The 13,721-nt window shown below is 65.7% G+C and carries 11 protein-coding genes and 1 pseudogene; 4 read left to right on the top strand and 8 right to left on the bottom strand.

Features of this window, described 5'->3' with window-relative positions:
* The 4 genes and pseudogenes from AN216_RS30960 to AN216_RS02860 form a co-directional block, all read right to left on the bottom strand.
* Positions 1–110, bottom strand: a pseudogene (locus AN216_RS30960) (ATP-binding protein); the annotation flags it as partial.
* Positions 91–492: a DUF742 domain-containing protein gene (locus tag AN216_RS02850; RefSeq protein WP_070194983.1), complete on the bottom strand. Its 402-nt coding sequence runs from the start codon at positions 490–492 to the stop codon at positions 91–93. The gene AN216_RS02850 and the pseudogene AN216_RS30960, both read right to left, overlap by 20 nt.
* 66 nt (positions 493–558) lie before the next feature.
* Entirely contained in the window at positions 559–972 is a 414-nt protein-coding gene (locus tag AN216_RS02855; protein WP_070194984.1) for a roadblock/LC7 domain-containing protein, read from the bottom strand.
* Positions 973–981: 9 nt separating this feature from the next.
* On the bottom strand, positions 982–4,512 hold the full coding sequence (locus tag AN216_RS02860; protein WP_070194985.1) for a sensor histidine kinase: 3,531 nt from the start codon (positions 4,510–4,512) through the stop codon (positions 982–984).
* A gap of 550 nt (positions 4,513–5,062) precedes the next feature.
* On the opposite strand from AN216_RS02860, the gene AN216_RS02865 reads away from it, so the two are divergent.
* On the top strand, positions 5,063–5,242 hold the full coding sequence (locus tag AN216_RS02865) for a hypothetical protein (protein WP_070194986.1): 180 nt from the start codon (positions 5,063–5,065) through the stop codon (positions 5,240–5,242).
* A gap of 94 nt (positions 5,243–5,336) precedes the next feature.
* Here the strand turns inward: AN216_RS02865 and AN216_RS02870 are convergent, their stop codons facing one another.
* The 3 genes from AN216_RS02870 to cimA form a co-directional block, all read right to left on the bottom strand.
* Positions 5,337–5,549, bottom strand: a complete 213-nt coding sequence (locus AN216_RS02870; RefSeq protein ID WP_070194987.1) for an acyl-CoA carboxylase subunit epsilon — start codon at positions 5,547–5,549, stop codon at positions 5,337–5,339.
* A 47-nt stretch (positions 5,550–5,596) separates the two neighbouring features.
* Complete coding sequence (locus AN216_RS02875) at positions 5,597–7,162, bottom strand: acyl-CoA carboxylase subunit beta (protein ID WP_070194988.1); 1,566 nt, start codon at positions 7,160–7,162, stop codon at positions 5,597–5,599.
* Positions 7,163–7,432: 270 nt separating this feature from the next.
* Positions 7,433–9,034 (bottom strand): citramalate synthase, encoded by a 1,602-nt coding sequence (gene cimA, locus AN216_RS02880; RefSeq protein ID WP_070194989.1) that lies wholly within the window; start codon positions 9,032–9,034, stop codon positions 7,433–7,435.
* Between the two features lie 688 nt (positions 9,035–9,722).
* On the opposite strand from cimA, the gene AN216_RS02885 reads away from it, so the two are divergent.
* The 3 genes from AN216_RS02885 (at position 9,723) to AN216_RS28540 (ending at position 12,424) form a co-directional block, all read left to right on the top strand.
* Entirely contained in the window at positions 9,723–10,046 is a 324-nt protein-coding gene (locus tag AN216_RS02885) for a hypothetical protein (RefSeq protein WP_070194990.1), read from the top strand.
* A 76-nt stretch (positions 10,047–10,122) separates the two neighbouring features.
* Positions 10,123–11,889 (top strand): alpha/beta hydrolase, encoded by a 1,767-nt coding sequence (locus AN216_RS26385; protein ID WP_244502294.1) that lies wholly within the window; start codon positions 10,123–10,125, stop codon positions 11,887–11,889.
* A 58-nt stretch (positions 11,890–11,947) separates the two neighbouring features.
* Entirely contained in the window at positions 11,948–12,424 is a 477-nt protein-coding gene (locus tag AN216_RS28540) for a hypothetical protein (RefSeq protein ID WP_139140841.1), read from the top strand.
* Between the two features lie 79 nt (positions 12,425–12,503).
* Here the strand turns inward: AN216_RS28540 and AN216_RS02890 are convergent, their stop codons facing one another.
* Positions 12,504–13,607, bottom strand: a complete 1,104-nt coding sequence (locus tag AN216_RS02890; protein WP_070194991.1) for a branched-chain amino acid aminotransferase — start codon at positions 13,605–13,607, stop codon at positions 12,504–12,506.
* Positions 13,608–13,721 lie beyond the last annotated feature (114 nt).

Consider the following 13,721-nt stretch of genomic DNA (forward strand, 5'->3'; position numbering starts at 1 on the left):
CCCACGCCGAAGCCACCCGCCACCACAATCTTGGCCGAGGTCGCGGACCTCGGTGCGGAGGCATCGTAGGTCACCTGCTCCGTCTGCGGGCTAGAGCTTGCGAAGTCCACTGAGCACCCTTTCCAGCAATGTCACATCGGGGGCGCCGCCTGGCTCGGTACTGCTGCCGGGCTGGTGAATGGCAACCATTCCGGCCTCGGCCAGGTCGGCGACGAGAATCCGAGCCACCCCGAGCGGGATGGCGAGCAAAGCCGAGACCTCGGCGACCGACTTCACCTCACGGCACAGATTGCAGATCCGCTGGTGCTCCGGAAGCAGCCCCTGAAGTTGCATCGGGTCGGCAGTCGTGCTCACCAGCGCCTCGATAGCCAACTGATAGCGCGGCCGCGTCCGGCCACCGGTCATGGCGTACGGACGAACCAGCGGCTGATCACCTTCCGCTGTGTGCGGTTCGGCGCTGTAGGGGCCGGGCGAGGCGGGCGGCGGGGTCATGGCTCCTCCGGGCGAGGCATGAGATCGGCGAGATGGACGATGGTGCTCATGTGGGGGAGCTGGCATTCAGTTGAGGATGCTTCCTTGTAGTTCGGCCCGCACGTCCGGAGTCAGGACGGTGCCGGCCCGGTCGACGAGCAACGCCATCTCGTATCCGACCAGACCGATATCGGCCTCCGGATGCGCGAGGACGGCCAAAGCCGAACCATCCGAAATGGACATGATGAAGAGGAACCCACGCTCCATCTCCACCACCGTCTGGTTCACCGCGCCGCCCTCGAAGATGCGGGACGCCCCCGCGGTGAGCGACGTCAAACCGGATGCGACCGCGGCCAACTGGTCGGCACGATCACGGGGGAAACCTTCGGACAAGGCGAGAAGCAGACCGTCGGCCGAGACCACCACTGTGTGAGACACACCGGGGGTGTTCTCCACGAAGTTCGTGATCAACCAGTTCAGGTTCTGCGCCGCCTGGCTCATCGGACTCAACTAACGCTCCTGCTGGTAAGTGGGGCCGGCACCATGGCTGTCCGTGGCTTGCCGGCCTTGGCGGATGCCACGACGGAAATTGGTCAGTCGCCCGCGCACATCATCGGGCGCACGCGAGACCTGCGGGCCGGTCTGAGGGGAATCCTGCTGCTGCGCCGTCCCCGCGACCAGGTTGGCGCGAGGCACCCGACGGGGCAGTCCCGACGTGGTGACCCCGCCCGCCGCGGGTTGACGCACCTGCTCCGCCTGGCGCCAACTCTCGTCATTCGGCGAGGCGCCCCAGTTCGCGGTCTCCCCGGAGGTGTCGCCGGCGCCGAAACCGGCGCCGTCCCCGAGCCAACCACGCACCGGTTGACGTGCTGGTATCTGGGACGTGACCGAGCCGTCCTCCTCGGCCGCGGCGTGCGACTGCGGCTGGCCGACGTCGTAACCAACCGGCTCTGCCGGCGGCGGTGACTCCTCCTGCGACGCGTCCGCGGTCCGGAACCAGTTCGTCTCCATGGAGGCGAAGATCGGGGTCCCCGCGTCAGCGGCGGCTGGCGGGCCGGCGGGAATGCTGCCCAGATCCGGGTCCGCCGGAGCGGGCAGACCGAACTCACCGGTCTCCTGCGGATGCTGAGGCGGCTGCACACCAGCCGACTCCGCGTGATCCGGGGACGGGTACTCGCCGCTGGTCTCCGACTCGTCGTGACCTCGAGGCGCCTCGTCCGCGGCTGCCCAGCTCGGGCGCGGCTGCTCAGGCTCGCTCCCCTGCCCGCTCGAATGTGCCGCACCCACGGGCGGTGGACCATTGAAGTCCGGGCGCTGAAACTCCGCGGTGTCTCCTGGGCCACCGCTCCCCGGACCACCGGCCTCGGAGGGTTGCCTCACGTCCGACGTCCACTGGAACTCGCCGGCTCCGCTCTGGGCGGCCTGGGCCGGTGGACGCCCCGACTCCTCCGGACCGTCTGAGGCGGACGGGCCGGGCAACTCACCCACCGGGCCGGGGTCCGGCGGCGAGAACGAGGAAGACGCACCGCTCTGGGACGCGAACGCGTCGCGCATCGAACGGTTCGGCCCCTTCCCGCCGTTCGCGGCAGGGCTTGGCGAACGGTTTCCGAAGAAGTCCACCTCGGAGCCGCTACCACTGTCAGCCGCTCCGGTCGGGGCGACCGCTCCGCCCTTCTGTCGGGTGGGCAGCCCACTACTGGTCTTCGGCGGTGTGCCGGTCGGGTGGGCTGGCCCTCCGGAAGCACCGCTGCCCGGCAGCGCGGGGCGTGGGGACCCGCCACCGGGGACCTCGCCCCGTGAAGGCACGGCGCCCAGCCGCGTGGTCTGACCCGGGCCGCCATGGGGCTCGCGTTGCAGCGCCGCGGCAAGACCCGTGCCCTTGGCCGGGCCGGCAGCACCCTGAGCCCCACCGGACTTGTTCTTGTTTCCCGGGGCGCCGTCCTGCGCGACATCCACGGGCAGCATCACCAGGGCCGTCGTACCGCCGGAGTCCGAAGGCCGCAACTGGATACGGATACCGTGCCGCAGGGAGAGCCGACCGACCACGAAGAGGCCCATCCGCCGGGAGACCGAGACGTCCACGGTCGGAGGATTGGCCAGCCGCTCGTTGATCGAGGAGAGATCCTCGGGAGACAACCCGATGCCCGTGTCATGGATCTCGACCAACACCCGGCCGTCCGGCAGGGCATGACCGGTGACCTTGACCTTGGTCTGCGGAGACGAGAAGGAGGTGGCGTTCTCCAACAGCTCAGCCAGCAGGTGCACGAGGTCGTTCACCACGCGACCAGCGACCTCGGTGGCCGGCACCGCGCTGAGTTCGATCCGCTCGTACTGCTCCACCTCGGACGCCGCGGCGCGCAGCACGTCCACGAGCGGCACCGGCCGGGTCCAACGTCGGCCTGGTTCCTCGCCGGCGAGAACCAGGAGGTTCTCGCCGTTCCGGCGCATACGAGTCGCCAGGTGGTCCAGCTTGAACAGGGACGAAAGCTGGTCCGGATCGGCCTCGCGGGACTCCAGCTCGGAGATGAGCGACAACTGCCGCTGGATGAGCCCCTGGCTACGCCGGGAGAGGTTGGTGAACATCGCGTTCACGTTCCCCCTGAGCAACGCCTGCTCGCTCGCGAGGCGTACGGCCTCGCGGTGCACGTCGTCGAAGGCCGAGGCGACCTTCCCGATCTCGTCCCGGCTGTGCACGCCGACCGACTGAATCGAGGTGTCGACCTCCCGCGGCTCGGCCTCGGACATCTGCTTGACCAGATCGGGCAGCCGCTCCCGGGCGACATCCTCCGCGGACTCCTGCAACCGCCGCAGGGAACGGACCATGGAACGGCCGACGACGAACGCCCCGACGAGGGAGATCCCGAGCACCAGCAGCACCAGCACGCCGTTGAAGATGGCTTCCTGCTGGGCTTCCGAACGCAGTTTCTTGGCCTGCTGTTCCATGTCGGAGAGCAGGGTGGTCTCCACCGTGCCCATGTAGTCGATCTTGGTCTTGGCCTGGTCGTACCAGTCGACGTACGACCGTGGCTCGCGCTTGATGCCCTCCTCCGACTTGAGCACCCGGTCCCGGTAGGTGTCCGCGGCGGTGATGGGAACCCGGCCGCTCTCCAGCGGCTCCAGGAGTTCGGCCGCGCCATCGCCCTTGATCTCCCCGAAGGAGGTCAGCTTGGCGTCCTCACTGTCCATCGCCGTGCTGGCGTACAACCGGTCGGTCTGCGAGAGCGCCGGATCCTCCCGGGCGAGACCGGCACTGATGATCGCGCGCTGGACGGAGGCGTACTCCTTGGCCGACGAGAAGGCGGCCAGGGCACGAGTGCTCTGGATCACCTCGCTGTTGCTGGTGGCCTGCGCCATGTCCAGCGAGAGGGAGAGCAGTGACTCGATCAGTCGGCTGTAGCGGTCGACCGTCTGCGAGGTGTACTTCGGGTTGTCGTAGGCGTCCTCGCGGATGTTCTTGAGGTTGTTGAGCTGACGGGTGATGTCGACGACGGTTGTCTGGACACCCGCCATCACCTCGTCGTTCGGCTTGAGGTTGCCGGTGGCCTCGCTGAATCCCTTCCTCGCCCGCTCGGTCTCCTCACGGCTCGCGACAACCGAGTCGTCCTTGTCGTTGCCCGTACTGACCAACGGCCCGGCGGAGCTGTCTCGCTCCTCCTGCAGTGCCGCGGCCAGCACGGTGGCGTGCTCCGTCATCTCGGTGAGGCGCTGCATGCTCCCGAGCTGGTCGACGTCCTCCAAAGACGTCGTGATGCGGAGTCCTCCGAGGGTGGTGGCCGCCACGACGGGGAGCGTGAGCAGGGAGACGAGGCGGGTGCTGATGCGCCAGTTGCTCAGGGCGAAACGCGAGCCCGCATTGGGCGCGTCCTTGGGCTTCGAGGTCTCATTGTCCTGACCACCCTGCCTAGCGGCGCCCTCGGCACCACTGGCATCCGGCGCAGGAGCGCCCTCTTGGGCACGCTGCGGAGCGGAGCCGCGACCGGTCGAGCCGCTCAGCTCCGGGTCCCCCACCGCGTTGCCATCCCTCTTGAAACGTCCCTGCACTAGCGTCGCAACCTCTGGACCAGGCGCCCCTCCGCTCACTGCGGCGGGGCGGAAATCGAGTCATGGGGGTTCCAAGGCCCCCTGGCGTGTACGAACGACCGGCGCTTCCCCTGCACCGCCGCACGATGCGTCGTTGCACCTGACGCGTGCCGGCTACTGTTCTACGGCGGTCCGTGGAATTCCAGCACAGTGCCGGACCTCCAACAAGGCCTGTGGATAACCTAACCACTTGCATGACAGTGCGCGCAGGGCGAACAACGCTGTGTGCCGACGCCCGTTCGACATAGCGGACTTATCACCACCAAGGCCCCCACCAGGGCTCCTGTCTGACTACGGTGGGCGAGGCGCAGAACCTCTCCCTACCTCCCCCGTTGTCCGATTCCTGGACTGGTACACCTCGCCCCGATTGTCGGCTTTGCCCACAACTCAGTGAGCAAGCTCACACCGTGCGCGTTGTCTGGATCACGTGGTTCTCGGACATAGTCGATCTACTCTCTGCGTTGACACCTCGTGGAGAATCGACAAGCGACAGGCTGGGGAACCCGTTCTCGTGAAGACCACCATAGCCAGGCCCAACATAGCCAACCCGCGCCGCACGACGCTTGCGCACCTTGAGGACACCGACGAACTCACCAACGAGGCCGTCGAGAGCGGTCACCAAGCCGATCTGCCGCAGCAGACGGCCAACCCACGCCGCACGGTTCTCATGGACTCGCCCGGCAGCGCGTGAGCAGCGGTCGTACGGACCTCGAAGGGCCCGCGGAGGCGTCGGAATCCTGATGCCTCCGCGGGCCCTTCGACAACTCCGGCCCTGATCGCGACGGTCAGTGCTGCCAGCTGTGCGGCGCGTGGAAGCCGGGCGTCCGCTCAAGCCGACGCCAACCGGCCTTGTTTCGGGACTTGGCGCCGCGAGCGCGCTCCACGGGATCGCTGGAAACGGATGCGCGTGCCAGCAGGATGGCGGTGACGGCCGCCACCTCCTCGGGGCTGGCCTGTCCCTTCTCCACACGGACGATGTGCGATGCGGTAATACTCACGTCGTTCCTGTCTGTTCGCTGAGGCTGATGGTCACCGGGTCGGGTGCTCACTGAGGCGGGTTGCCGTGCTTGCGAGACGGCAGGTCAGCGTGCTTGGAAGTGAGCATCGCCAGTGAGGAGATGAGCACCTGCCGCGTCTCGGCTGGGTCGATCACGTCCTCGACGAGGCCACGCTCGGCCGCGTAATACGGGTGCATCAACTCGGACTTGTACTCCTTCACCATGTGCTGACGCATCTCGTCCGGGTCGTCGGCGGCGGCGATCTGCTTCCGGAAGATGACGTTCGCCGCGCCCTCCGCACCCATGACCGCGATCTCGTTCGTCGGCCAGGCGTACGTGACGTCGGCACCGATGGACTGCGAGTCCATGACGATGTACGCCCCGCCGTACGCCTTGCGCAGCACCAACGAGATACGCGGCACCGTCGCGTTGCAGTAGGCGTACAGCAGCTTCGCGCCGTGCCGGATGATCCCGCCGTGCTCCTGATCGACGCCGGGCAGGAAGCCCGGCACGTCCAAGAAGGTCACGATCGGGATGTTGAAGGCGTCGCACATCTGGACGAAGCGGGCGGCCTTCTCACTCGCCTCAATGTCCAGCACGCCGGCCAGTGACTGGGGTTGGTTCGCCACGATGCCCACCACCCGGCCGTCCATCCGAGCGAGCGCGCACACGATGTTCGTCGCCCAGTGCTCGTGCACCTCGAGCATCTCGCCGTCGTCGACGATCTCCTCGATCACCCGGTGCATGTCGTAAGGACGGTTCCCGTCCACCGGCACGAGGTCGAGCAGGGCTTCGCACCGCCGGTCCGCGACGTCGGTGCTCTCGGCGACCGGCGGGTTCTCCCGGTTGTTGGCCGGCAGCATCGAGAGGAGGTAGCGCACCTCCTCGAGGCACGACTCCTCGTCGTCGTACGCGAAGTGCGCCACGCCGGAGGTGCCGGCGTGCACGTCGGCACCTCCGAGGCCGTTCTGCGAGACCTCGGCCCCGGTGACCGCCTGGACCACGTCCGGCCCGGTGATGAACATCTGCGAGGTTTCCCGCACCATGAACGTGAAGTCGGTCAACGCCGGGGAGTAGGCGGCCCCTCCGGCACACGGGCCAAGCATCACGGAGATCTGTGGGATCACCCCCGAGGCCCGGGTGTTGCGCTGAAAGATCCCCCCGTAACCGGCGAGCGCGGCGACGCCCTCCTGAATCCGCGCTCCGGCACCGTCGTTCAGGGAGATCAGTGGAGCACCGGCGGCGATGGCCATGTCCATGATCTTGTGGATCTTGGCCGCGTGCGCCTCGCCGAGCGCGCCTCCGAAGATCCGGAAGTCGTGCGCGTAGACGAACACCGTCCGCCCGTGCACCCTCCCCCAGCCGGTGACCACGCCATCCGTGTGCGGGCGTTTGGCCTCCAGCCCGAATCCGCTCGCACGGTGCCGACGCAGGGTGCCCACCTCGCGGAAGGACCCCTCGTCGAGCAGGAGGTCGATCCGCTCGCGCACCGAGAGCTTCCCCTTGGCATGCTGCGCCTCGGTGGCTCGCTCGCTCGGCCCGTCATGGGCCTCGGCACGGATGACGTGCAACTCAGCAACACGGCCACGAGAATCCTGAGGCAGATCGGTCATGTATAGACCCTACGAAACGATGGCGGGCCACGCCGTCGTCAGATTCGTACAGTCTCCATGCCGGATTCATGGCTGCGCTGGACAGAACCAAGGACTCGGAAGCCCCTGGAACGGCACTCTCCACCATGCTCCCGGGGCGGGTCTGTGGAGTCTCCACAGACCCGCCCCGATGGTGTTTTCGCCGGTCCGGCCGGTCGCGAGAGTCCGACCACGCACGTCCGGACCGCCTTCCCACCCACGCCACGGGCCGTGGGTGATCACATCGCCGCGCTACTCCTGTGGAAGTTCGCCCGCCCGGAGCAGCCCGTACGTGTAGGCGTCGTCGAGTGCCTGCCAGGATGCCGCGATGACGTTGTCCGCCACCCCTACGGTGCCCCACTCCGACGTACCGTCACTCGTCGAGATCAGGACTCGCGTCGTCGACTCGGTGCCGTGCCGCCCCTCCAGGATGCGCACCTTGTAGTCCACCAACTCCAGTCGGGCCAGTTCCGGGTAGATCCGTTCCAGGCCGTGCCGCAACGCCCGGTCCAACGCGTTGACCGGTCCGTTGCCCTCGCCCGTGGCGACCACTCGCTCGCCCTTGGCCCACAGCCGTACGATCGCCTCGTTCGCGTGCGTGCCGTCCGGGCGGTCCTCGACGATCACGCGCCAGGACTCCAGCCGGAAGAACCGGGGGGCACCGCGCCGCACCTCGTCCCGGAGCAACAACTCGAAGGAGGCGTCGGCCGCCTCGTACGAGAAGCCGCGCAGCTCCTGTTCCTTGACCCGGTCCACGACCCGGCCGACCAGGTCGCGATCGCTGGTGAGGTCGTAGCCGAGTTCCTTGCCCTTCAATTCGACGAGCGCCCGTCCGGCCATGTCGGAGACCAGCATCCGCATGGAATTGCCGACGAGCTCCGGGTCGATGTGCTGGTACAGGTCCGGGTCCACCTTGATCGCGGAGGCGTGCAGGCCGGCCTTGTGCGCGAACGCCGAGGTGCCCACGTACGGCTGATGGGTGGATGGGGTGAGGTTGACGACCTCGGCGATGGCGTGCGAGGTGCGGGTCATCTCGGCGAGCGCGGCGTCCGGCACGACCCGACGACCGTGCTTGAGCTGCAGGGCAGCGACGACGGGGAAGAGGTTGGCGTTCCCCACCCGCTCGCCGTAGCCGTTGGCGGTGCACTGGACGTGGGTCGCGCCCGCGTCGACGGCGGCGAGTGTGTTGGCGACCGCGCAGCCGCTGTCGTCCTGGGCGTGGATACCCAGCCGGGCACCCGTCTCGGCCAGCACGCTTCGTACGATCCCGTCGACGTGGCTCGGCAGCATCCCGCCGTTGGTGTCGCAGAGCACCACCACCTCGGCGCCCGATTCGTGTGCGGCGCGCGCGACATCGAGAGCGTAGGCGGGATTGGCGCGATATCCGTCGAAGAAGTGCTCACAGTCCACGAACACCCGACAGCCGCGACCCCGCAGGTACTCCACCGTGTCGCGCACCATGCGGAGGTTCTCCTCCTGAGTGGTGCGCAACGCGAGATCGACATGCCGGTCATGGGACTTCGCGACGATCGTCACCACCGGGGCTCCGGCCTCCGCGAGCGCCACGACCTGCTGGTCGTCCCCCGCCCGTACGCCGGCCTTGCGAGTGGCGCCGAACGCCACGAGCCGAGCGGCGCGGAAGTCGATCTCGGCCTGGGCGCGCTGGAAGAACTCCGTGTCCCGGGGATTGGCACCCGGCCAGCCCCCCTCGATATAGCCGACCCCGAACTCGTCCAGGTGCCGGGCGATGGTGAGCTTGTCCGCGACGCTCAGGTTGATGCCCTCCCGCTGGGCGCCATCGCGCAGCGTGGTGTCGAAGACATGGAAATCGTCGCTGGGAACTTCCTGCGTCATGGTGGTCTGACTCCTGTCGGTGAGCAAAAGTCCGGAAGACTCGGCTCCACATGTCCCACTCTCCCGCACGCCCCGGTCTCCGGATCGGTGGTCCGAAAACGAAAAGACCCCTCGCGGATGCGAGAGGTCTGCGCGCGGGTCTGAGACACGATGGCCGCCGCCACACGGGGTCGGTGTGGCTGGCGGTCACTGCGGACCGGCGCGCTGAACACCAATAATAACGGCGAACCAGGGCACGGCCGCAGTCTCGCACAGCCCTACGGCGCTCCCCCACGCCGTCTCACCATACGGAACCGCGCACGAGCGACGGAGACGGACGCGTGCGATGCCGGTCGGGGGCAGGCGACGGCAACCTGGCTCCCTCACAGCTGCTCGATCTGGCGACAACAGCAGCCGATGGCGAACGCCAGGAGTACGTAAGCTCATACGCACCGTAGTCGGGGTGAGGCGGCGCTTCCGCTCGTACTCCCGTCGCGTCTGGGACCACACTCCGCCCCCAGCGTCCATGGGCGCTCCTAGCAGGCAGGGAACTCACGTGAGCGATACGCATCGGTCCGCGATCTGGGACTTCGTCCCAGCTCACCCCCCGGGCCCCGGCTCGCCCCCATCGGATGGAGCGACCGGCACACGGCTGACCTCGGCCGAGAGACGGTCCGGGCGGGCCGATGGCCAGGCGGAGGCAGGCGGCATGAGATCCGATCAGTCCCTGTGGCGGACGACCGCGCAGGAAGTGGGTGCGCTCAGCAGGAACGTACGGCAGGGCTTGTCAGAGTTGAGCACCGCCCAACGGGGCCTGGGCGCCGACAGTATTCCCGTCACCGGATTCAGCATCGGGGCCGCGCAGCGATCCACGTACACGTCCTGGAAGCGCTACGTGGGGCTCGTCAGTCGCGAGTGCGAAGAGCTGACAGGGAAGCTCGAGAATGCCGGGAACGGCCATTACGCCAACGAGCAGGACACGAGAAGAGCCTTCGTCACCCAACAGTCCGCATCGGCCCAGCACGGTAACTGACGCCATCGGCCCGTGTTTCGGTCCTCGAATCTGAACGGCACCCACAAGGATGGTTTCCTTCCGAAGCCTACGCGACGTGAACCTCGAGGAGTTCGAGGCCGCGGCGGACGGCTATCACCTGCTGAGCAGCACCGCCCGTGCGGCCAAGGACGAACTCAGCAACAGCATCATCGCCAAGACCATGCCCGACCCCGAACCTGGCGACGCCGATTCGGGCCAGGGGTTGGTGGGTCAGGCCGCCACTGCCGCGCACGAAAGGCTGTCACGACTCTCGAAGAACTTTCACTACACGCAGGTTGAGTGTGGACTACTCGGCGCGTCCTTCAACGCGGTCGCCACCGAACTGCGCGCGGTGCGGAAGAAGCTGGACACCGTGCTTGCGGAGGCGGAAAGCGCGGGCTTGACTGTACGGGACGACGGCTCCGTCTCTTATCCCCCCGCCGGGCGTGAAATTGACGGAAAGACCCCGGAAGGCGGCTTCACCCGAGGCTTCACGGATCCCACCGCCAAGGGCGTGGCGGCTCAGGCGGCGTACCTTACGCCCAACCCGAAGGCGGAACTCGCCCAGCAGTGTGCGGACGACATCGCAAACGCCGTACGGGAGGCCAGCGAGATCGACGAACGCTGGTCACCGAAGATCGAACGACTCAAGGCGCAGAAAGACTTGGCCATTACCGCCAAGGATTGGGCCAACGTGCACGGCGACCAGCGGGCCGTCCAGAAGGTCGCGGATGAGTACCTGGAGAGGGAGAGCATCCCCGAAGGAAAGACGCCGGGGGAGAACGCGAAGTGGTGGCAGTCCCTGTCCGCTCAGGAGAAGGCTGATTACGTGTCTCTCTATCCCGCGTCAATCGGCTCCCTGGACGGCCTCCCGGCCGAGGTACGCGACGAGGCGAACCGCGCCGTGCTGGCTGAGAAGAAGGGCGCCTACGAGTTGCAACTAGCATCCATGCCACCAGAGCCTTGGCCCAAATACTTAAATGGAGGAGGAAGGGCGGGAATGGTGCATAGCACAGAATGGCTAGAATGGCACAACAGAAGAGAGCAGCTAGAGAATTCACTGATGGGAATCAGATCAATCCAAGACCGCTTTTCCAATACCGGAAAGAACGGACTTCCAGATGCCTATCTTCTAGGATTCAGTCCTGAAGGCAACGGAAGGGCAATTATCGCTAATGGAAACCCAGATACAGCAGACCACATCGCAGTGTACGTGCCAGGAACTACAGCAAGACTTGAGAACATTCAAGGCGACATGGATCGAATGAATGCTCTATGGCGCCAGAGTCAGAGCATCTCTGGCGCGGATGATGTTTCAACCATCACCTGGCTTGGATATGACGCTCCGCAGGATGTAGTTACCGACGCCCCTCTCGCGTCATACGCAAACGAGGGGGCCCCAAGCCTAAACCGATTCCTGAACGGATTAGATGAAACCAATGGGTCACAACATCGAACCACAATCGGCCATTCTTACGGAACGACACTCATTGGATCAGCTGCCCGCCAGAACGAACTGAGTACGGATGACGTGATCCTTGTAGGAAGTCCGGGCGTACAGGTGGGAAGTTCCTCAGAAATGGACGTACCTGCAGGTAACGTTTGGAATCAAGACGCGGAGGGCGATTATGTACCAGAAATTGGAAGGTGGGGACACGGAGGAAGCAGCTGGGAAATTGGCGGCGGAACATTGATCATTCCTAGCGACCAAGAATTCGGAGCAAAGCAATTGAGCACTGACACCAGGGGACATAGCGACTATTGGAATAAAGGGTCGCAAAGTTTGTATAATCAAGCCGCTGTCGTTACCGGAAAGAGCAGGGAAGTGATTCTCGATCAATGAAAATCGCTGGCTAATCACTACTCTCGCCCTATCGACATCAATCTACACTGGATGCGCCATGGAACAACCAAAAAGTACCAATGGGAACATCGAGACTCGAAGCGTTAAGAGCGTAGACAGCGAAACAAAGAGCGTTTCGAGCGACGTGCTTGATATCATCTCGCTGAAAGGTAAAACAACCGACGTCGGACCAGGCACAGGGTCATGCGATATAAATGGTGAATCAACTGAGGGCACTTTCATGGTGCGCCACCCTTGGAGCATCTCCGGATCGACAGTGCTAGAGCTTGAAGATGCCATGCAAAGGCTACACATTAATCTTCCACAACATGGATGGAAGGTTTCCCGCTACGGAAATAATACTAGCAAGAATGCCAGCCTCGAACTAACGGCAGACCATGAAGAGAAGAAATTCTCCCTCAATATTGTACTAATAGAGAATTCGGGAAACAGCTCTCAGCTCCCCATCCTAGCTGTAACTGTAGTATCCGACTGCTACAAAATTCCCGAAGGGGAGGAATTGGAGCACTATTGAAGTATGCAGGACCGCTATTCATGCCAAAGCGCCCGGCAGCGGGTACACGTGCCGGGCGCCCGCCAGACGGCGCGTGCCGTCAGGCCAACTGGTGCATCCAGCCGTGGGGATCAGGGGCCCGTCCCGTCTGAACAGCGAGCAGCGCTTCCCGTAGCCGTTTGGTGATCGGTCCCGGTTCGCCGTCGCCCACCAGCCACTGCCCGTGCGCCGACTTCACCTCTCCGACGGGAGTGATCACGGCGGCCGTGCCGCAGGCGAAGACTTCGGTCAGAGTGCCGTCGGCATTCCCGGTGCGCCATTCGTCGGTCGAGATCCGCGCCTCACCCGTGCCGAACCCCATGTCCTGAGCGATGTTCAGCAGCGAGTCGCGAGTGATGCCCGGAAGCAGCGTGCCGGTGAGTTCGGGGGTGACGATTCGGGCGTCGGAGCCTTCCCCATACACGAAGTACAGGTTCATGCCGCCCATTTCCTCGACATAACGCCGTTCGACGGCGTCCAGCCAGACGACCTCGTCGCAGCCCTGCTCCATTGCGGCGGCCCGGGCGGCGAGCGAGCCAGCGTAGTTGCCTCCGGTCTTGGCCGCGCCCATACCGCCGGGCGCCGCACGCACGTACTCCTCGGAGAGCCAGACGGAGACCGGCTTCACGCCTCTGGGGAAGTACGCGCCGGCGGGCGAGGCGATGACGATGAAGAGGTACTCGCTCGCCGGTCGGACGCCGAGGCCGTTCTCGTTGGCGATCATGAAGGGGCGCAGGTACAGCGACTCCTCGCCCGAGCCGGGGACCCAGTCCGCGTCCTGTCGCACAAGGAGGTCGCACGCCTCGACGAAGGTCTCCACGGGCAGTTCGGGCATGGCCAGTCGACGTGCGGAGTTCTGGAAACGCCGGGCGTTCGCGTCCGGACGGAAGGTCGCCACGGAACCGTCCGGCTGCCGGTACGCCTTCAGGCCCTCGAAGATGGTCTGCGCGTAGTGCAGGATCATGTTGGACGGGTGCACCTCGAGTGGTGCGTACGGGCGCAGTTGGGCATCGTGCCAGCCGCGCCCCTCCGTCCAGCTGATCGTGACCATGTGATCGGTGAAATGGCGACCGAAGCCGGGGTCAGCCAGCACGGTCTCGCGCTCCGCCGCGGAGAGCGGATGGGCCGAGGGCTTGAGTTCGAAGTCGATTCGGGGCGTCGTCATGTGAGGAAGTCCTCCGCTGAGAGTCGTGGCGGACCGCGCCTCGCCGGCCGTCCCTGCTGGTGCTAGGAAGTCCGAGTTTCCCCGCGCACCGCGGTCCCCTTCGATTATCGCTCA

It is taken from the genome of Streptomyces oceani, from assembly GCF_001751245.1.
In the GTDB taxonomy this organism is placed as follows: Bacteria; Actinomycetota; Actinomycetes; order Streptomycetales; family Streptomycetaceae; genus Streptomyces; species Streptomyces oceani.

Bases quoted from the DNA above. Each gene is read 5' to 3' on its own strand.
- AN216_RS02890 (WP_070194991.1), bottom strand. From the start codon at position 13,607: ATGACGACGCCCCGAATCGACTTCGAACTCAAGCCCTCGGCCCATCCG.
- AN216_RS02855 (WP_070194984.1), bottom strand. From the start codon at position 972: ATGAGCCAGGCGGCGCAGAACCTGAACTGGTTGATCACGAACTTCGTG.
- AN216_RS02850 (WP_070194983.1), bottom strand. From the start codon at position 492: ATGACCCCGCCGCCCGCCTCGCCCGGCCCCTACAGCGCCGAACCGCAC.
- AN216_RS02885 (WP_070194990.1), top strand. From the start codon at position 9,723: ATGAGATCCGATCAGTCCCTGTGGCGGACGACCGCGCAGGAAGTGGGT.
- AN216_RS28540 (WP_139140841.1), top strand. From the start codon at position 11,948: ATGGAACAACCAAAAAGTACCAATGGGAACATCGAGACTCGAAGCGTT.
- cimA (WP_070194989.1), bottom strand. From the start codon at position 9,034: ATGACGCAGGAAGTTCCCAGCGACGATTTCCATGTCTTCGACACCACG.
- AN216_RS02875 (WP_070194988.1), bottom strand. From the start codon at position 7,162: ATGACCGATCTGCCTCAGGATTCTCGTGGCCGTGTTGCTGAGTTGCAC.